Origin of the sequence: Pseudomonas sp. SORGH_AS_0211, assembly GCF_031453455.1 — a bacterium.
Classification (GTDB): Bacteria; Pseudomonadota; Gammaproteobacteria; order Pseudomonadales; family Pseudomonadaceae; genus Chryseomonas; species Chryseomonas aestiva.
Genome location: NZ_JAVIZV010000001.1, coordinates 3,108,984 through 3,125,124, shown reverse-complemented (window position 1 = coordinate 3,125,124; position 16,141 = coordinate 3,108,984). Strand labels below are relative to the sequence as shown.

The window sequence follows — 16,141 nt, the reverse complement described above, 5'->3', positions numbered from 1 at the left end:
TTTTCGCAGCTCCGTCACACCAATGGTCGTTTGCCCTCAAGAAGCGCGCCCCGGCGCCGATCTAGCGAACAGGAGGACTTTCCATGCGCCCTTATCTCTGCCTGTTCCTGCTGTTCGGCCTGACCGGCTGCACCAGCGTTTCGATGAATTCCTATCTCGACGCCGCCTACAAGTCCTATGCTGAAGGCGACTGCACCAATGCCCTGCTGCAGATCTCCCAGGCCGAGCGCAAGGGTCGCGCCCGCCCCTGGCTGCAGCCGGAATTCTCCATGCTGCGTGGCCAGTGTCTCGAGCAGCAGCAGCTGTACGCCGACGCCGCTCAGACCTATCGTTTCATCCAGGTCCGGTTTCCGGCCAGCGAATACGCCTTTCGGGCCCAGGCCCGACTGGACACCCTGCGCCAATTGGGGCTAGATGGCGGAACGGCCGTTGCGACGCCCCAACCGGTGCGAAAACTACCGCAGCGCTGAGCTTTCCAGGACGTTGTCGGTAAAGTGGCTTTACCGTGTGCAGGATGAATCGCACCATGACTCAGAATCGTCGTATCGAGCGCCACCAGCTGCCCTACTATCTAAAGGTGTTCAACCGCTTCACCGACAAGCCCATGGGCTACATCGGCAACATCTCCCGCGAGGGGTTGCTGATGATCAGCCAGCTGCCCATGCTGGTGAATGCGCGTTTCGAACTGCGGCTGAAGATTCCGGGGCAGGACGGCCAGTTGCACTTCGTCGACTTCGACGCCCGTTGCCAGTGGAGCCACGAAGACGTGACCCCGGGCAATTACGATTCCGGCTTCAGCGTCGCCGAACCGCCAGCGGAATTCGCCGAGCTGATCGGGGTGCTGCAGCACTATTTCACCTTCGGCCGTCTTTCTCAGTCGGCGATCTGATCCGGGTCACCGGCATTCCATAGCTGCAACAGGCGGGTCTGCAGATCCGCCGTCGCGCTGGCAGGCAGCCAGTGGATTCCCCTTCTCTCCAGGCGCGCGGCCAGACGCTCGCCCTGAAGCCTGGTCTGCCAGGCCTCGGCATAGCGGCAGGCGTCGCGCCAGGTACGGATGTCGTCGGGCTCTGCCAGCTCCTCCAGCGCGGTATCGACCAGCCAGAGCTGCAGGCCGCGTCGGCCCAGATCCAGACGACCGAGCCAGGCCACCCTGGCTTCATCCAGTGGCGCCAGAACCACCAGGACACTGCCGGGTCGCGCCTGGCTGCAAAGCCGCGCCAGCGCCGCCTTGAAATCAGCCGTCGCGCCTGGGACCGACCGAGGAAGGACATCAGGCTTCAGGGGGCGAGCGGGCGTGGCCGCCGCCAGCAGGCGCAGCTCGGGATCGAGGCCGTAGAGCCGCAGCTCATTGCCACTGGCCGCCAGCGCCTGCCAGAAGCCCTGCACCTGTTCGTGGCTTCCGCGTCCGTCGGTCTTTACCAGTCCCGGGCTAGCGATCAGCAGTTGCACAGGCGTGTTCGCCCGCAGGCGTGCCCTGGCTGGCTGCGCGATGAGCGGATTCGCCCGGATCTTTCGCCAGTGCCGGCGCTCCAGCAGGGCCAGCCCCAGGAGCAGCGATGCCCCTGCGGCCGGCAGGGCCTGCCAGCGCAGAGGCGCCAGCCAGCCCAGGATCAGGCTGAGCAGGGCCAGGGCGCCCAGCGCCAGTGGCAGCCAGCGCTGGATCATGGGCGCGGTGCCGGACACTGTCCCAGCAGCTTGAGGATCTGGCCATCCAGGCTGTCGCCCTCGAATTCGCGCTCTGGGGTCAGCCGCAGGCGTGGACGCAGCACGGCGGGCAGCAGGGTGCGCACATCCTCGGGCGTCACGCTGTCGCCACCCCGCAGAAAGGCCTGTGCCTGGGCCAGACGCAGCAAGGCCTGTCCGGCGCGCGGCCCGGCGCCCTGCTCGAAGGCCGGCCACTCCCGGGTGAGGCGGATCAGGCGCACGGCATGCTCGAGGACCGGCTCCGCGACCGGCAGGCCGGCCACCAGTCGCTGCAGGGCTGGCAGATCCCGCGCCTGCAGCAGCGGGCGCAGGGTCGCAGCTTCCAGGGGATCGCCGTGACCCTGCTGGACAGCCTGGCGCAGGGCGGCGAGCTCCTGGCCTTCTGCCGGCCACTCCAGTCGCAGGTGCGCCAGGAAGCGATCCCGTAGCGCCAGCGGCAGATCGCTGTTCGAGGAGCGGGTAGCGATCACCATGAAGGGCGCTGGCAGGGGCACCGGGCGGCCGCCCAGACTCAGCTGGCGACCCTGCAGGGCGTCGTCCAGCAGAGTGAGGATCGCTGGCGGAGCCCGCTGCAGCTCTTCGAGCAGGACCAGGGAGTTGAACAGGGGCCCCCGACGCAGGCGGGCACTGTCGCTGCCGGCGTCCGTGACGATTTCGCCGGCCACCTCGGCAGGGGTCAGGGCCGGATGGCACTGCAGCCGGGCGAAGCCGGCGTCCAGGCTGGCGGCCAGGGCGCGAACCAGCAGCGTCTTGCCGGAGCCGGTCGGACCTTCCAACAGCAGGTGACCGCCGGCCAGCAGGGTGGCGAGCAGACCGTCCACGGCGGCCTCCTGCTGCGGCAGCACCTTGAGCAGCGCCTGTCGCAGGGCCTGCAGTCGGGCCAGGGCGCGGGCCTTGACGCCGCTTTCGCCGGGGTCCGCCGGGGTGGCGTCAGAAGCAGAGCTGTCGGTCATCGGAAGTCCTCGGAAACGGGGGCGCGCACGGCCAGGCGCAACAGGCGCAGCTGGGCGATGCGGCGGGTGAAGTCGCGGGTCGAGAGGCGCGCCGGGCTGGGCCGCATCGCCTCGCCCACCACGCGGGTACTCAGGCCGCTCAGGCGCGCCAGATATTGCCAGCGCTCGGCCACAGTCTGGTCGGTGAGTTCGGGGCGGCGACGGTGCACCTCGCGCTGGATATCGCGCTGCAGGGTGGCGATCAGTTCGGGCCAGCGTCTGGCGTCACGCCGGGGCGCCGGATGGTCCTGGCGGCGTCTCAGCCAGAGACCCGCCGCCAGCGTCAGGAGCAGCAGGGCCAGGCCATAGCGTCGCAAGGCGTCCAGCCACAGGGGGAGCGGTGGCGCCGGGGCGATCAGGGTCACCGGCGCGCCCTGGGTGAGGTACCACAACAGCCAGGCATTGTCGTACTGGGCGAGGTGGGCGTTGCTCCAGAGATCGGTGTCCGACAGCAGCGTCACGCTGCCGTCGCCCCAGGGCAGCATCAGCATATGGGTGGCGCTGGCGCTGCTGGCCCAGGCCACCGCCTGATCACCGACATCGAACAGATGGCGGCTGTCGTCGAAGCCGAGGTAGGCGGGGGCGTCGTCCTCGGCGAGATAGAGCTGGGTCAGGTTGGGCCAGAGCGGCAGCGCCATGATGGGTGGGGCGGCATCCCCCAGCTCGCGGGTCGGCATGGGGCGAACGCCCAGGGTCGCGCTGAGCGCCAGAGTGCTGTCATCGGCGACGGCCACCAGATGGCCGCCCGCCTCGACCCAGTCCAGCAGCGTCTGCGCCTGAGTCTCCGCCAGGGGCGGATTGCCGGCCAGCCAGAACAAGACGTCCCCGGCCGGTAGCTCGGCGAGTTGCTCGGCTTGGCCGTGCCGCACCCGACTGCCGAAATGCTGCAGGTAGGCCGCAGCCAGCGCCTGGGGATCGGCGTTGTGCGAGGTGGCGGCGAGCTGGATGGCGGTCTGCCGCGCCGTCCGGCTGTCGAGCCCCTGATGGGTCAGGCGCAGGCTGCCCGGGCCGCTGTCGGACTGCGGCGGCAGGGGACAGGACAGCGGTTCCTGCTGCGCGAGGCAGGCCAGGGACAGGGTCAGCGCCCAGACGGCGGCGCCCAGGCGTACGCCGATACCTCGGCACCTGGAGCGAAGGGAGAGCCGATCGACTGAACGCATGGGCAGGGAGAATACGCGGTAGACAGGCGCCAGAGCCTAGCGGGTGCGGGCGTTCGGGAGCAAGGCGCACGACGATGCTAGACTGCGCCGATTCTAGGGGAGGGCGGTGTGACGCAAAGTATCTTCTGGTACGACTTCGAGACCACGGGCATCGATCCACGGCGGGATCGACCGCTGCAGGTGGCCGGGGTGCGTACCGATCTGGAACTCAACGAAATCGAGGCGCCGCTCAACCTGCATTGCCAGCTGAGCGAGGATGTCCTGCCCCATCCCGCGGCCTGCCTGGTCACCGGTATCCTGCCGGCCACCCTGCAGCGGCTGGGGCTGCGCGAGCGCGACTTCGTCCAGCGCCTCCACGAGGAGTTGCGGCGTCCCAATACCTGCGCGGTCGGCTACAACAACCTGAGATTCGACGACGAAATGGTACGGCACAGCCTGTACCGCAACTTCCACGATCCCTATGCCCGCGAATGGCAGCAGGGCAACAGTCGCTGGGATGTGCTCGGCCTGATCCGGGCGCTCTATGCCTTCCGCCCGGAGAGTCTGAGCTGGCCGCGGGACGCTGAGCGCGTTTCCCTGCGCCTGGACCGTCTGACCGTCGCCAACGGCATCGAACACGCCCAGGCGCATGACGCCCTGGCGGATGTGCGCGCGACCCTGGCCCTGGCGCGTCTGGTCAAGCAGAGGCAACCAAGGCTCTACGACTATCTCTGGACGCAGCGTCAGAAGAAGGCGGCGCTGGCGCGCGTTCGTCTGCTCGAACCCCTGTTGCACGTCTCCGGTCGCTTCAGCGCCGAGCGACATTTTCTCGCACCCGTCCTGCCGCTGGCCTGGCATCCGGTCAATCGCAACGCGCTGATCGTCTGCGATCTCGGCCTGGCGCCGGAGCCGCTGCTGGAACTGGATGTCGAGACCCTGCGCGAACGCCTCTATACCCGGCGGGAGGCGCTGGCCGAGGGTGACCTGCCGGTGCCGCTCAAGCTGGTACAGATCAACAGATGTCCGATTCTGGCGCCCTTCAGCGTCTTGCGCCCTGCGGACACGGAGCGGCTGCAATTCGATCTGGCCGCCGTCTGGCGCCGCGTCCGTCAGTTGCTCGACCAGCGCGCCACCTGGCAACCCAAGGTGCAGGCGCTGTATGGCGAGGCATCGGGTTTTGCCACCCAGGAACAGGACGCCGAGGCGAGACTGTACGACGGTTTCATTGCCGCCGAAGAACGGCAACTCTGCGAACAAGTTCATCAGTGTCCGGCAGAGCAACTTGGCAGCCGGCCGTGGCCCTTTCAGGATGAGCGACATCCGGAGCTGTTCTTTCGCTATCGTGCGCGCAACTTTCCCGACCTGCTGACCGCGGAAGAGAGGACTCGCTGGCGAGAATTCTGTCGGCAGCGCCTGCTGGGTGAAGAGGGTCAAGGCCATATGACCTGCACGCAGTTCATTACCCTGGCCGAACAACTGCAGCGTGAGGTGGCCAGCGAGCAGGTACCGATTCTCGCGGCCTGGTCCGCCCATGTTCGGGCGTTGATGCGGCGGTTGGACAATCCTGTTGCCTGAAGTCGCGAACAACAACTGTCGTTGGAGACGTCTGCTAACAGAAAAGACGTGCATAGCCAAAGGTGCTACGGCCAATGGCCGCAGCCTCAGCTAAAAGATATGTTGCCTGGACAATATGAAAGACGCGGCGAACGGTCGCGTCAGCGGAGTATCACGCTGGCAATCGGCGTTTAGGGGTTGGCCGGTTGCGCAACCGTTTGCCGCCTAGGCAAAAAAAACGCCGGCTGGCCGGCGTTTTTTCTGATCAATCCAGCAGGGTTACCCAGGACTCTACGTCGTCCGAACCCCACTTGGCTTTCCACTCTTTCAGCGTCTTGTGATTGCCACCCTTGGTTTCAATCACTTCGCCATTGTGCGGATTCTTGTATTGCTTAACTTTACGGGCGCGCTTGGGCGTACTGCCACTGCTGGCCTTGGGAGTACGGCTCTGGCGAGCGGGCTTGGCTTCGGTATCGAGAATGCCGATGATGTCGCGCAGGGATTTCTGATACTCACCCATCAACGCGCGGAGTTTCTTCTCGAACTCCAGCTCGCGCTGCAGTTTGTCGTCCTCTTGCAGCGACTTCAGGCGCTCCTGCAATTCCTTGATGGCTTCTTCGGTCTGACGATATTCGTTGATGAGCGACATAAACGGCCTTTGTTCTGAGTGATGCAGAGATGAAATTCCGCATCGATCATAGATTGGCTATTGGAATAAGTAAACTGCCCGCATGACCGCCCGATAATTAAAGCGGCGTTCGTCGCAACAATGATGTTGGTAAAAGGCGCGCAACTTTCAGCACGGCGGCAGTGGAACTTGTCGATCCTTACTTGTCCTTTGCAAAGTCTTTACCCTCGTCGTACAGGCGCGCGCCGTGGCGCCTTGCGCCGCTCGACGCTGCAGGCGACTGCGCCTAGAATGCAGCCCCTTTTCGTTCGAGGTTGTGCTATGCAAACGTTTCGTCTGGTGATCGCCTGTCCGGACGGGGTAGGTATCGTGGCCAAGGTCAGCAACTTCCTGGCGACCTATAACGGCTGGATTACCGAAGCGAGTCATCACTCGGATACGGAGAGTGGCTGGTTCTTCATGCGCCATGAGATCCGCGCCGATTCACTGCCCTTCGATCTGGCCGGTTTCAGTCAGGCCTTCGCGCCCATCGCGCGGGAATTCTCCATGCAGTGGCGGATCACCGATTCGGCTCAGCGCAAACGCGTGGTGCTCATGGCCAGTCGCGAGTCCCACTGCCTGGCCGACCTGCTGCACCGCTGGCACAGCGGCGAGCTGGATTGCGAGATCCCCTGCGTCATCTCCAACCACGACACCCTGCGCAGCATGGTCGAGTGGCACGGCATTCCCTTCTTCCACGTACCGGTCGATCCCGCCAACAAGCAGCCGGCCTTCGACGAGGTATCGCGGCTGATTGATCTGCACCAGGCCGATACCGTGGTCCTGGCGCGCTACATGCAGATCCTGCCGCCGGATCTCTGCGCGCGCTATGCCCACCAGGTGATCAACATCCACCACAGCTTCCTGCCGTCCTTCGTCGGCGCCAAGCCCTATCACCAGGCGTCGCAGCGCGGCGTGAAGCTGATCGGCGCCACCTGCCACTACGTGACCGAAGAGCTGGATGCCGGGCCCATCATCGAGCAGGACGTGGAGCGCGTCAGCCACCGGGACAATGTCGAGGACATGGTGCGGCTGGGCAAGGACGTCGAGAAGATGGTGCTGTCCCGTGGTCTGAGATACCACCTGCAAGAGCGGGTCATGGTCCATGGCAACAAGACCGTCGTCTTCGACTGACAGCGACTCGCCGATGACTGCTCCCGGTACCGCGGAGCAGCCGCCGCGTCTGGGCGAAGGTTGCCTGGCCCGCTACGACCTGCAGGCGATGCCCCTCGAAGGCGGCGCCGACTTCACGGCCGCCGCGGCGCTCTGGCGGCAACTGCAGGCACGGCAAGGCGACGAAGACGTCGTGGCGGACGCTTCGGACAGCGGGGCTGAGGACTCGCCTCAGGTGTCCTGAGTGATGGACTCGTCGCTGGCTTTGGCCTTGAGATCGGCGATCTTGCGCACTTCCGAGGCGAATACCTCGTCCTGCACGGTCGGCCGTTTCTTCCAGGGCTTGCGGTCGGGTTTGGGTTGCGCGGCGTAGGTGACGATTTCGCCACCGTAGACATCCTGATAGCGCTGGGCCTGGCGTTCCAGTTCAGCGCGAAGTTGATCTTTGGTCACGGGTTCGATCTTGTTCGAGTGTCGCGAGAGGCGAGCGGTCGTCAGGACCGCTCGAAGCCGGTGCGCAAGAGGCGCGGCTGCGGAGTCTAGCCGCCGCGAGGGCCTTTGCCTATCCCGCTCGGTTCAGGATGCGCATGGACAGGTCGACGGCCTTGACGTCCTTGGTCAGGGTGCCGATGGAGATGTAGTCGACGCCGGTCTGGGCGATGCCGAGCAGGGTGTCCTGGTTGACGCCGCCCGAGGCCTCCAGCTTGGCGCGGCCGGCGGTCAGGGCCACCGCCGTGCGCATGTCGGCCAGACTCAGCTCGTCCAGCATGACGATGTCCGCGCCGGCGGTCAGGGCCTGTTCCAGCTCCTGCAGATTTTCCACCTCGACTTCCACCGGACGCCCCGGCGCCAGTTGCCGGGCGGCGGCCACGGCCTGGGCGATGCCGCCGCAGGCGGCGATGTGGTTTTCCTTGATCAGGAAGGCGTCGAACAGCCCGATCCGATGGTTGTAGCAGCCGCCGCAGGTGACCGCGTATTTCTGCGCACGGCGCAGGCCGGGCAGGGTCTTGCGGGTATCCAGCAGCCTTACGGCGGTGTCCTGCACCAGGTCGGCATAGTGGCGGCAGCGGGTGGCAGTGCCGGACAGCAGTTGCAGGAAATTCAGCGCGCTGCGCTCGCCGGTCAGCAGGGCGCGCGCGGGACCCGCGAGTTCGAACAGCACCTGGTCCGGTGCGACCCGCTCGCCATCGGCCACCTGCCAGCGGACCTCCACCGCGGGATCCAGCACCCGGAACACCTCGTCGACCCAGGCCGTGCCCGCCACCACCGCGGCGTCGCGGGTGATGATCCGCGCCCGGGCATGCTGGTGAACGGGGATCAGGCCGGCCGTGAGATCACCACTGCCGACGTCTTCGCGCAGCGCGGCGGCGACATTGTCGGTGATGACCTGGGCAAGATCGGTGAGGGTGGCGCTGGACATGAAAAGACTCCGAGAGGGGCTGCGGGAGGCGAGCGGGCAACTTTAGGTGAGGTTGACGATCTGAGATAGACAACGTTGAATTATTTGAAGGGCAGGCGCTGACTGACAGGTGCCTTGTGAACCCTGTCATGTACTGTGCAGATGTCGATTGGTCGATGCCTTAGCAAAGCAAATAATGGCACATCGACAACGTTTCACCTCGCGGCCAGGGCGGCCAACGTTGTTCAATGCTCCTGTAGTGGAACGCGATTCAGCCGAACGCAAGAACGGTTGTGGGAGGCGGTGGTGCAGAACGACGTAAACGTAGTTCATTTCAAGGCGCTCGGGGAATCTTCTTCCCGATTGCCCGCAGTGCTTTTACCGGTCAGGGATCGCGCCGCTCAGCGACTCAATGCTTCCTTGCAGCAGCTGTTCGACAACGCCGACGATGCGCTGTTTGAAATGGCCGATCGGGCTGGCAGCAACCAGGAACAAAGTCTCTACTTCGAAGCGATGCGCGACCTGCGCCTCCGACGCAAGAGTATCGAGCGCAGCTTTCTCCAGCAGTACTTCGAGCGCTTCGCGGCGCTGAACAACCTGGTTGGCAGCAAGCCGGAGATGCGCCTGGACAGTGTCTCCTACGAAGACCTCAGTCTGGTGCAGAACGATGCGCTGGAAGAGAGCGTCGCCGTGGACACCATGGTGGCCAAGGCGCTCAGCAACAACGCCATGGCCATCAGCCACCTGACCATCAGGTTCAATACCCAGCTGTCGAGCAAGCTGGACGACTCGACCCATCCGCTGGGGCCGCGCCGTCTGTGCGAGGCCTTCGTCGAAGCCTGTCGCGATCTCGACACCGACATCAAGGTCAAGCTGATCATCTACAAGCTGTTCGAGCGCTTCGTGCTCAACGGGCTGGGTCAGCTGTATGCGGAATCCAATCGTCAGCTGGTCGATGCGGGCGTACTGCCCCAGCTCAAGGCCATTCCCCAGCAGGTGCCGAGCCGCTCGGCCAAGGGCTACAGCGGCCGTACCCCGGCCCACGTCAACAGCGAGGACGACGGTCAGGAGCTCTTCGGCACCCTGCAGGGCCTGCTGGCCCAGCTGCGGACGCCGACCAGTGCGGCCCTGGGTGGCGCCATGACCGCGGATGAAGGCGCCGCGGCCGGTGATGGCCAGGTCATCACCAGCTATGACCTCATGCGTTTGCTGTCCCACCTGCAGCAGCAGATCTCCAGTCAGTCCCTGGATGGCTACGACCTCAAGGCGCAACTGGGTGTGGCCCTGGGCCGCATCAGCGAGCGCTCGGGTCGAAAGCGCGTGGTGGGGCAGGTCGACGAAGACGTCATCAACCTGGTGGCGATGCTGTTCGAATTCATTCTCGACGACCTCACCCTGCCGGATTCGCTCAAGGCGCTGATCGCTCGCCTGCAGATTCCCATGCTGAAGGTCGCGGTCCTCGACAAGACCTTTTTCAGCCGTGGCAGCCACCCGGCCAGGCGCCTGCTCAACGAGATCGCCGCCGCTTCCCTGGGCTGGGGCGAGCAGAGCGATCTGCAGCGTGACGGCCTGTACCAGAAGATCGAGCAGATCGTGCAGCGCCTGCTGTCCGACTTCGTCGACGATCCGGAGATCTTCGCCGAGCTGCTGGCCGACTTCATGGCCTATGTCAGCGACGAGCAGCGGCGCAGCGAACTGCTCGAACAGCGCACCCGTGATGCCGAGGAAGGTCGGGCGCGCGCCGAGATCGCTCGCTTGCAGGTCGAGCACGTTCTCAGTCAGCGCCTGCAGGAACACCAGTTGCCAGCTGCCGTGCAGCGCGTCCTGCGCGAGGCCTGGAGCCAGGTACTGCTGCTGACCTGCCTGAAGCAGGGCTATGATTCCAGCGAATGGCGCGCAGCCCTCAAGACCATGGATGACCTTATCTGGAGCATCCAGCCGCACCACGACGTCGCCTCGCGGCAACGCCTGCTGGAAATGGTGCCCGGTTTGCTCAAGGCACTGCGGGAAGGCCTGGCCAGCGCGGCCTTCGATCCCTTTTCCACCTCCGAATTCTTCACCGAACTCGAATTCCTGCACGTCCAGACCTTTCAGCAGACCCGTCCCGAACTGGCGGATGCGGCGGCGGATAAGGCGGTCGTGGTGCCGGCATCGGCGCCCGCCGACGAGCCCTTCGAGCTGCCGCGCGCGGCTGCGCGGATCACCGGGCTGACCAGCGACTCCCTGGAGTGGGTGGATGTCCTCTCGGTGGGCGCCTGGTTGGAGATCCAGGATGTCGAGCAGAAGCTGCGCTGCAAGCTGGCCGCGGTCATTCGGCCCATGGGCCGCCTGGTGTTCGTCAATCGCACCGGCATGAAGGTGCTGGACCGGACCCGCGAGGAACTGGCGCTGGATTACCAGGAGGGTCGGGTACGGCTGCTGGACGATGCCCTGCTGTTCGACCGGGCCATGACCTCGGTGATCGGCAATCTGCGGGGCCAGTCGTCGTCCTGAGTGTTCTGCGCAGGGCAAAAAGCCGTCCCTGGGGACGGCTTTTTTATGCCCGGGCCAGGGCCTAGTGCAGCTTCAGGCGCGGCTCGGTCTTGCGTCTCAGGTGATCGCCGGCAAACAGCGCCAGGGCACGCAGCGGGCCATAGAGGGCGACCTGGTGCATCCGGTAGAGCGAGACATAGAAGGTCCGCGCCAGCCAGCCTTCCAGGGTCAGACTGCCGAGGGCGCCGCCCATGAGATTGCCGACCGCGCTGAAGCGCGACAGCGAGATCAGCGAGCCGTAGTCCTTGTAGACATAGTCGGGCAGCGGCTTGCCTTCCAGGCGCGCCTTGAAGGTCTTGACCAGCAGGGAGGCCTGCTGGTGGGCGGACTGGGCGCGCGGCGGCACGGTACGGGTGTCGCCGGGCGTCAGCGGGCAGGCCGCGCAGTCGCCGAGGGCGAAGACGTTCGGGTCGCGGGTGGTCTGCAGCGTCGAGTTGACCACCAGCTGGTTGATGCGATTGGTCTCGAGGCCCGCCAGGTCCTTGAGAAAGGCCGGAGCGCGGATACCGGCGGCCCAGACCTTGAGACTGGCCGGAACGAACTCGCCCGCGGTCTGCAGGCCGTCGGCGCGGACTTCCTTGACTGCCGAGCCGGTCAGCACCCGTACGCCAAGTTTCTCCAGGGTGCGGTGCGCCTGGCCGGCGATCCGCTCGGGCAGCGCCGGCAGGATGCGTGGACCGGCCTCGACGAGGGTGATGCGCAGGTCTTCGGGACGGATGCGGTCCATGCCGTAGGCCTGCAACTCTTCGGCGGCGTTGCGCAATTCGGCCGCCAATTCCACGCCGGTGGCACCGGCGCCGACGATGGCCACCTCGATGTATTCACCCGGCTGCTCGCTGACGTGGGCGCGCAGGTAGTGGGTCAGCAGCTTGCGGTGGAAGCGTTCGGCCTGGGCACGGGTGTCGAGGAAGATGCAGTTTTCCGCAGCGCCTGGCGTACCGAAATCGTTGGTGGTACTGCCGATGGCCAGCACCAGGGAGTCGTAGCCGATCTCCCGTTCCGGGACCAGGACGGCGCCGTCGTCTTCGATCGCGGCCAGCTGCACCTTGCGGCGCTCGCGATCCAGGCCGGTCATGCGTCCGAGCTGGAATTCGAAGTGGTTCCACTTGGCCTGGGCGACATAGCTGAGTTCGTCCTCGGTGGAGTTGAGCGAGCCGGCGGCCACCTCGTGCAGTAGCGGCTTCCACAGGTGGGTGGCGTTGGCGTCGATCAGCACGATCTGCGCCTGGTCGCGTTTGCCGAGGCTACGTCCCAGGCGGGTAGCCAGTTCCAGGCCGCCGGCGCCGCCGCCGACGATAACGATGCGATGGGTCATGGAGAGCACTCATAGAGAAGGAAAGCGGGGGCCGGACCGGGCGCGTCGCCGCAAGCGGGCGCAGTCCCGGGTCGGTGGAAATCTGGGAGTCGTCGCAACGCGCGATAGTCGCGCCATCTAGCAGAGAAGATGGGCGAAAAGTCGTGACTTTCAAGGGAGGCGGCTTGCATCTGCTCTGGCACGGACGTCTGCGGCGACGAGAGGTAGCGCTAGTTTAACCGGGCTGACCCGGCCATTCGACCACGGAGAAACTGGGGTCAATCCAGGACCTCCACCCGATCGCCCAGGCGGATGATGCCGCTTTCCAGCACCCGGGTCGTGAGGCCGCCATGGCCGCGCATGGCCTGGAAGGTTCCCGGGCCCAGGCGTTCTTCCAGGCGCGCGCAGGGCTGGCACCAGCCCGTGGTTTCCAGTACCGCCTGGCCGATGCGAAAGCGCCGGTTCTTCAGGCTGAACAGATTGATCCCGGCGATGGCCAGATTGCGGCGCAGATCGGCGGGTGCGACCGTCTTGCCGATCAGCGCGGCCACTACCGGCAGGTGTTCCCACTGGATGAGGGTGACCTGGCGCTGGTTGCGCGGGGTAGGGCGGGCGTGATCGCCGGTCAGGCCCGCGTCGCGCCGGGCTTCCACGGCCTCGATCTCGACCATGGGCGCGCGGGAGGCGGGTCGCACGCCGATCCAGCGCACCTCGCCGGACTGGGGGACCTGGGCGAGCAGTTCTTTGAGCGGGATCATGGGGCTCCTCGACGCGATGGTGGTGCCAATTCGAGCGGTAGGGCAGGATAGCGGCCTCGATAGACCGTTCAAGAGAGAATGCCATGCGCGCTGGAATTCTGGCGTTGTTGCTGTCGTGTCTGCTGCTGCCCCTGAGCGCCCTGGCACTCGAACCCGGCGAACGGGTGGCGCCCTTCACCCTGCTCGATCAGCGTGACCAGCCCTATACCTTCGACGACCAGCTGCAGGTCCTGCTGGTGGCGCGCAGCATGAGCGGCTCCGGCCTGGTCAAGGAAGCCATGCGCGAGCAACCGGCGAACTATATCGATGGCAGCCGGGTGGCCTACATCGCCGACATCAGCAGCATGCCGGCGGCCATCACCCGGATGTTCGCCGTACCGGCCATGCGCAAGTATGGCTACCGGATCCTGCTCGATCGCGAATCGCGGATCGTGCCGCGCTTTCCGGGCGCGGCCGACCAGGTGCTCTGGGTGACCCTCGACCATGGCCGCTTCGTCAGCCAGCGCGAATTCAGCGACGCCACGGCGCTGCGCGACGCGCTCAAGGCCAAGGCCCGCTGATGGATCGGGCGTTCGTCGAGGGCTGGTATCGCGAGGCGCGACGCTGTCCTTCGCCCAACCACAACGAGCGCCCGGCAGGGACCGAGGTGTCCCTGCTGGTGATCCACAACATCAGCCTGCCGCCCGGGCAATTCGGCACCGGCTGCGTCCAGGCGTTCTTCCAGAATTGCCTGGATCATTCGGCCCATCCCTTCTTCGCGGAGATCGCCGAACTGAGGGTGGCGGCGCACTTTCTCATCGAGCGCGACGGGGCGGTGACCCAGTTCGTCTCCTGCGAGCAGCGCGCCTGGCATGCCGGCGTCTCCTTCTTCGACGGGCGCGAGAACTGCAACGATTTCTCCCTGGGCATTGAACTGGAAGGCACCGACGACCTGGCCTACACCGACGCCCAGTATCGTGCCCTGGGGCGGCTGACGCGGGCGCTGCAGCGCGCCTATCCGGCGATCAGCGCCGAGCGCATCCGGGGTCACAGCGACATCGCCCCGGGGCGCAAGACCGATCCGGGGCCGGCGTTCGACTGGCAGCGCCTGGCAGCCGAGTTGCAGCCTGGCGAGGATTAGGCCAGCGCGTCCGCGTCCCAGCCAAACACCGCGCAGGCATTGCGCGTAGTGGTCGCCGCCAGCGTCTCGGCCGAAACCTGCCACAGCGGCGCCAGGGCGGCGCAGATGGCCGGCAGATGGGTGGGGCTGTTGCGCACGTCCGGATGCATGGCGGGTGGCATGTCGGGAGCATCGGTCTCCAGCACGATGCCCTCCAGCGGCAACTGTGGCAGTACCCGCTGCAGTCTTTTCGCCTGCGGCCAGGTGGGTGCGCCGCCCAGGCCGATCTTGAAGCCCAGGCGCAGGTATTCGCGAGCTTCTTCATAGCTGCCGGAAAAGGCGTGGGCGATGCCGGCTCGGGGGGGCTTGAGACGCTTCAGGATCCTGACCACATCGGCATGGGCGCGGCGCACGTGCAGCAGCACCGGCAAGTCCAGCTCCATGGCCAGGCGCACCTGCTGTTCGAAGAACCAGGCCTGGCGCGTCTTGTCCGGCGTCTCGATGAAATAGTCCAGACCGATCTCGCCCAGGGCGCAGAGGCGGGGATCGCTCCGGCGTTCCAGGCAGAAGGCCCGAAGCGCCTCGATATCGGCTTCCTGATGGCGCTGCAGGTACAGCGGGTGCAGGCCGGGCGCCGCATGGAGGCCGGCGTTGTCCGTGGCGACCCGCCAGAGTTGCGGCCACTGGCTGCGCTCGACGCCGATCAGCACCTGGCGGATCACCCCGAGTCGCGCGCATTCGGCCAGCAGGCCCGGTCGCGCAGCGTCGAAGTCCGGGTAGTCCAGATGGTTGTGGGTATCGATCAGCAGGCTCATGACAGGCGGCGTTTGAGCACCCGCGGGATGGCCTGCACACCGGGCAGGTAGTGGTCGTTTTCCAGGGCGTCCAGCATCAGCTCCAGGGCGCGCTCGGTGATGACCTCGTGCTGCTGGGAGATGGCGTTGACCTTGAACGGCAGGTAGTCGAGCAACTGGGTGTCGCCAAAGGTGGCCAGGCGCAGGGTGTCGCCTGCGGCCAGCGGATGATCGCGCAGCACGTCCAGCACGCCCTGCAGCAGGACGTAGGAGGTGGTCAGCAGCGCCTCGGGCCAGTGGCCGAGTTCTTCGATCATGGCCAGCGCCCGGGCGCGACCGCCTTCCCGGCTGTAGTGGGGCGCATGCCGCTCCCAGTGGCGCGCCGGGTGGTCGGCGAGGGCCGCGGCGAAGCCGGCGGCGCGGGCGCGGCTGATGGCCAGGTCGGGACGGGCGCCGATCAGCGCGATGCTGTGGGTGTTCGGTGTCAGCAGCGTGGCCGCCAGTTGCCGGCCGGCGGTGTGGTCGTCGCTGACCACCGAGCAGAATTGCGCCGGATCGAGCTGGCGATCGATGGCGATGATCGGGATGTTGTGTTCCTGCAGCTGGCGGTAGGGCGCGTCGTCCTCGGCCAGGCTGCTGGCGGTGAACAGGCCGTCGCAGCGGCGGGCACGAAACAGCGCGATGAGCTGGCGTTCGCTGTCGGGATTGTCGTCGGTGCAGGCGATCAGCAGCTGATAGCCACGCGCCCGTGCCCGGCGTTCCAGCTGCTTGGCCAGGCGCGCGTAGCTGGGATTCTCCAGGTCGGGCAGCAGGAAGCCCAGGGTGTGGGTGGCACCACGGCGCAGGCCGGCGGCGCGCTGGTCGGGCTGGTAGCCGTGGGCTTCGACCACGGCCATGACCCGCGCCACGGTCGCCGCGCTGATGCGTCTTTGCGCCGCCTTGCCGTTGATGACGTAGCTGGCGGTGGTGAGGGATACGCCGGCTAATTGGGCGATGTCGCTGAGTTTCACGCCTGTTCCTCATGGGACCTGAATGGCCTGGCGCTGTACGGCGCTGGCGAGACGGTCTTTATTGTGTGTTGTGCTTCAAGGAT

At 66.1% G+C, this 16,141-nt stretch carries 18 protein-coding genes; 8 read left to right on the top strand and 10 right to left on the bottom strand.

Annotated features, from left to right (window positions below; translation table 11 throughout):
• The first annotated feature begins 83 nt into the window (after positions 1-83).
• Both QE393_RS14500 and QE393_RS14495 read left to right on the top strand, forming a co-directional pair.
• Positions 84-470, top strand: a complete 387-nt coding sequence (locus QE393_RS14500) for a tol-pal system YbgF family protein (protein ID WP_133862536.1) — start codon at positions 84-86, stop codon at positions 468-470.
• 56 nt (positions 471-526) lie between these two features.
• Positions 527-889 (top strand): PilZ domain-containing protein, encoded by a 363-nt coding sequence (locus tag QE393_RS14495; RefSeq protein WP_026083800.1) that lies wholly within the window; start codon positions 527-529, stop codon positions 887-889.
• On the opposite strand, the gene QE393_RS14490 is transcribed toward QE393_RS14495, so the two are convergent.
• The 3 genes from QE393_RS14490 to QE393_RS14480 are packed head-to-tail and all read right to left on the bottom strand — an operon-like array spanning position 874 to position 3,859.
• Positions 874-1,668, bottom strand: a complete 795-nt coding sequence (locus QE393_RS14490; protein ID WP_309741487.1) for a hypothetical protein — start codon at positions 1,666-1,668, stop codon at positions 874-876. The genes QE393_RS14495 and QE393_RS14490 overlap by 16 nt on opposite strands.
• On the bottom strand, positions 1,665-2,660 hold the full coding sequence (locus QE393_RS14485; protein WP_285386391.1) for a MoxR family ATPase: 996 nt from the start codon (positions 2,658-2,660) through the stop codon (positions 1,665-1,667). The genes QE393_RS14490 and QE393_RS14485 overlap by 4 nt, the downstream gene beginning before the upstream one ends.
• Positions 2,657-3,859 carry a DUF4350 domain-containing protein gene (locus tag QE393_RS14480; protein WP_310044237.1) on the bottom strand — a complete coding sequence of 401 codons (1,203 nt, stop codon included), beginning with the start codon at positions 3,857-3,859 and terminating at the stop codon, positions 2,657-2,659. The genes QE393_RS14485 and QE393_RS14480 overlap by 4 nt, the downstream gene beginning before the upstream one ends.
• A gap of 108 nt (positions 3,860-3,967) precedes the next feature.
• Between QE393_RS14480 and sbcB the strand changes: the two genes are divergently transcribed.
• Positions 3,968-5,413, top strand: a complete 1,446-nt coding sequence (gene sbcB, locus QE393_RS14475; RefSeq protein ID WP_310044235.1) for an exodeoxyribonuclease I — start codon at positions 3,968-3,970, stop codon at positions 5,411-5,413.
• Between the two features lie 244 nt (positions 5,414-5,657).
• Here sbcB and mvaT read toward each other — a convergent pair whose 3' ends face one another.
• Positions 5,658-6,041 carry a histone-like nucleoid-structuring protein MvaT gene (gene mvaT, locus QE393_RS14470; protein WP_273806437.1) on the bottom strand — a complete coding sequence of 128 codons (384 nt, stop codon included), beginning with the start codon at positions 6,039-6,041 and terminating at the stop codon, positions 5,658-5,660.
• A gap of 300 nt (positions 6,042-6,341) precedes the next feature.
• Between mvaT and purU the strand changes: the two genes are divergently transcribed.
• Together purU and QE393_RS14460 are read left to right on the top strand one after the other, a co-directional pair.
• Positions 6,342-7,193, top strand: a complete 852-nt coding sequence (purU, locus tag QE393_RS14465; protein WP_273806436.1) for a formyltetrahydrofolate deformylase — start codon at positions 6,342-6,344, stop codon at positions 7,191-7,193.
• Between the two features lie 13 nt (positions 7,194-7,206).
• The gene (locus QE393_RS14460; RefSeq protein ID WP_310044231.1) at positions 7,207-7,416 is read left to right on the top strand and encodes a hypothetical protein; all 210 of its coding nucleotides are present in this window, start codon (positions 7,207-7,209) and stop codon (positions 7,414-7,416) included.
• On the opposite strand, the gene QE393_RS14455 is transcribed toward QE393_RS14460, so the two are convergent.
• On the bottom strand, positions 7,404-7,625 hold the full coding sequence (locus QE393_RS14455) for a hypothetical protein (protein ID WP_133862529.1): 222 nt from the start codon (positions 7,623-7,625) through the stop codon (positions 7,404-7,406). The genes QE393_RS14460 and QE393_RS14455 overlap by 13 nt on opposite strands.
• A gap of 109 nt (positions 7,626-7,734) precedes the next feature.
• Complete coding sequence (nadC, locus tag QE393_RS14450; protein ID WP_310044229.1) at positions 7,735-8,592, bottom strand: carboxylating nicotinate-nucleotide diphosphorylase; 858 nt, start codon at positions 8,590-8,592, stop codon at positions 7,735-7,737.
• 285 nt (positions 8,593-8,877) lie between these two features.
• Between nadC and QE393_RS14445 the strand changes: the two genes are divergently transcribed.
• Entirely contained in the window at positions 8,878-11,064 is a 2,187-nt protein-coding gene (locus QE393_RS14445; RefSeq protein WP_310044227.1) for a DUF1631 domain-containing protein, read from the top strand.
• A gap of 61 nt (positions 11,065-11,125) precedes the next feature.
• On the opposite strand, the gene QE393_RS14440 is transcribed toward QE393_RS14445, so the two are convergent.
• A complete protein-coding gene (locus tag QE393_RS14440) occupies positions 11,126-12,418 on the bottom strand; it encodes an NAD(P)/FAD-dependent oxidoreductase (protein WP_273806432.1) in 1,293 nt (430 codons plus the stop codon).
• Positions 12,419-12,675: 257 nt separating this feature from the next.
• Complete coding sequence (locus QE393_RS14435; RefSeq protein ID WP_273806431.1) at positions 12,676-13,155, bottom strand: MOSC domain-containing protein; 480 nt, start codon at positions 13,153-13,155, stop codon at positions 12,676-12,678.
• 83 nt (positions 13,156-13,238) lie between these two features.
• On the opposite strand from QE393_RS14435, the gene QE393_RS14430 reads away from it, so the two are divergent.
• Positions 13,239-13,715, top strand: a complete 477-nt coding sequence (locus QE393_RS14430; protein WP_310044223.1) for an FAD/FMN-containing dehydrogenase — start codon at positions 13,239-13,241, stop codon at positions 13,713-13,715.
• Positions 13,715-14,275, top strand: coding sequence for a 1,6-anhydro-N-acetylmuramyl-L-alanine amidase AmpD (gene ampD / locus QE393_RS14425; protein ID WP_310044222.1), 561 nt, complete (start codon positions 13,715-13,717; stop codon positions 14,273-14,275). The genes QE393_RS14430 and ampD overlap by 1 nt, the downstream gene beginning before the upstream one ends.
• Here ampD and QE393_RS14420 read toward each other — a convergent pair.
• Both QE393_RS14420 and cra read right to left on the bottom strand, forming a co-directional pair.
• Positions 14,272-15,069, bottom strand: coding sequence for a TatD family hydrolase (locus QE393_RS14420; protein ID WP_310044219.1), 798 nt, complete (start codon positions 15,067-15,069; stop codon positions 14,272-14,274). The genes ampD and QE393_RS14420 overlap by 4 nt on opposite strands.
• Positions 15,066-16,058, bottom strand: coding sequence for a catabolite repressor/activator (gene cra / locus QE393_RS14415; protein WP_310044217.1), 993 nt, complete (start codon positions 16,056-16,058; stop codon positions 15,066-15,068). The genes QE393_RS14420 and cra overlap by 4 nt, the downstream gene beginning before the upstream one ends.
• Positions 16,059-16,141: the final 83 nt, after the last annotated feature.

What these genes read in the sequence shown, in the direction of transcription:
- QE393_RS14500 (WP_133862536.1), top strand. Translation starts at nt 84, where the DNA reads ATGCGCCCTTATCTCTGCCTGTTCCTGCTGTTCGGCCTGACCGGCTGC.
- QE393_RS14495 (WP_026083800.1), top strand. Translation starts at nt 527, where the DNA reads ATGACTCAGAATCGTCGTATCGAGCGCCACCAGCTGCCCTACTATCTA.
- QE393_RS14490 (WP_309741487.1), bottom strand. Translation starts at nt 1,668, where the DNA reads ATGATCCAGCGCTGGCTGCCACTGGCGCTGGGCGCCCTGGCCCTGCTC.
- QE393_RS14485 (WP_285386391.1), bottom strand. Translation starts at nt 2,660, where the DNA reads ATGACCGACAGCTCTGCTTCTGACGCCACCCCGGCGGACCCCGGCGAA.
- QE393_RS14480 (WP_310044237.1), bottom strand. Translation starts at nt 3,859, where the DNA reads ATGCGTTCAGTCGATCGGCTCTCCCTTCGCTCCAGGTGCCGAGGTATC.
- mvaT (WP_273806437.1), bottom strand. Translation starts at nt 6,041, where the DNA reads ATGTCGCTCATCAACGAATATCGTCAGACCGAAGAAGCCATCAAGGAA.
- purU (WP_273806436.1), top strand. Translation starts at nt 6,342, where the DNA reads ATGCAAACGTTTCGTCTGGTGATCGCCTGTCCGGACGGGGTAGGTATC.
- QE393_RS14460 (WP_310044231.1), top strand. Translation starts at nt 7,207, where the DNA reads ATGACTGCTCCCGGTACCGCGGAGCAGCCGCCGCGTCTGGGCGAAGGT.
- nadC (WP_310044229.1), bottom strand. Translation starts at nt 8,592, where the DNA reads ATGTCCAGCGCCACCCTCACCGATCTTGCCCAGGTCATCACCGACAAT.
- QE393_RS14440 (WP_273806432.1), bottom strand. Translation starts at nt 12,418, where the DNA reads ATGACCCATCGCATCGTTATCGTCGGCGGCGGCGCCGGCGGCCTGGAA.
- QE393_RS14435 (WP_273806431.1), bottom strand. Translation starts at nt 13,155, where the DNA reads ATGATCCCGCTCAAAGAACTGCTCGCCCAGGTCCCCCAGTCCGGCGAG.
- QE393_RS14430 (WP_310044223.1), top strand. Translation starts at nt 13,239, where the DNA reads ATGCGCGCTGGAATTCTGGCGTTGTTGCTGTCGTGTCTGCTGCTGCCC.
- ampD (WP_310044222.1), top strand. Translation starts at nt 13,715, where the DNA reads ATGGATCGGGCGTTCGTCGAGGGCTGGTATCGCGAGGCGCGACGCTGT.
- QE393_RS14420 (WP_310044219.1), bottom strand. Translation starts at nt 15,069, where the DNA reads ATGAGCCTGCTGATCGATACCCACAACCATCTGGACTACCCGGACTTC.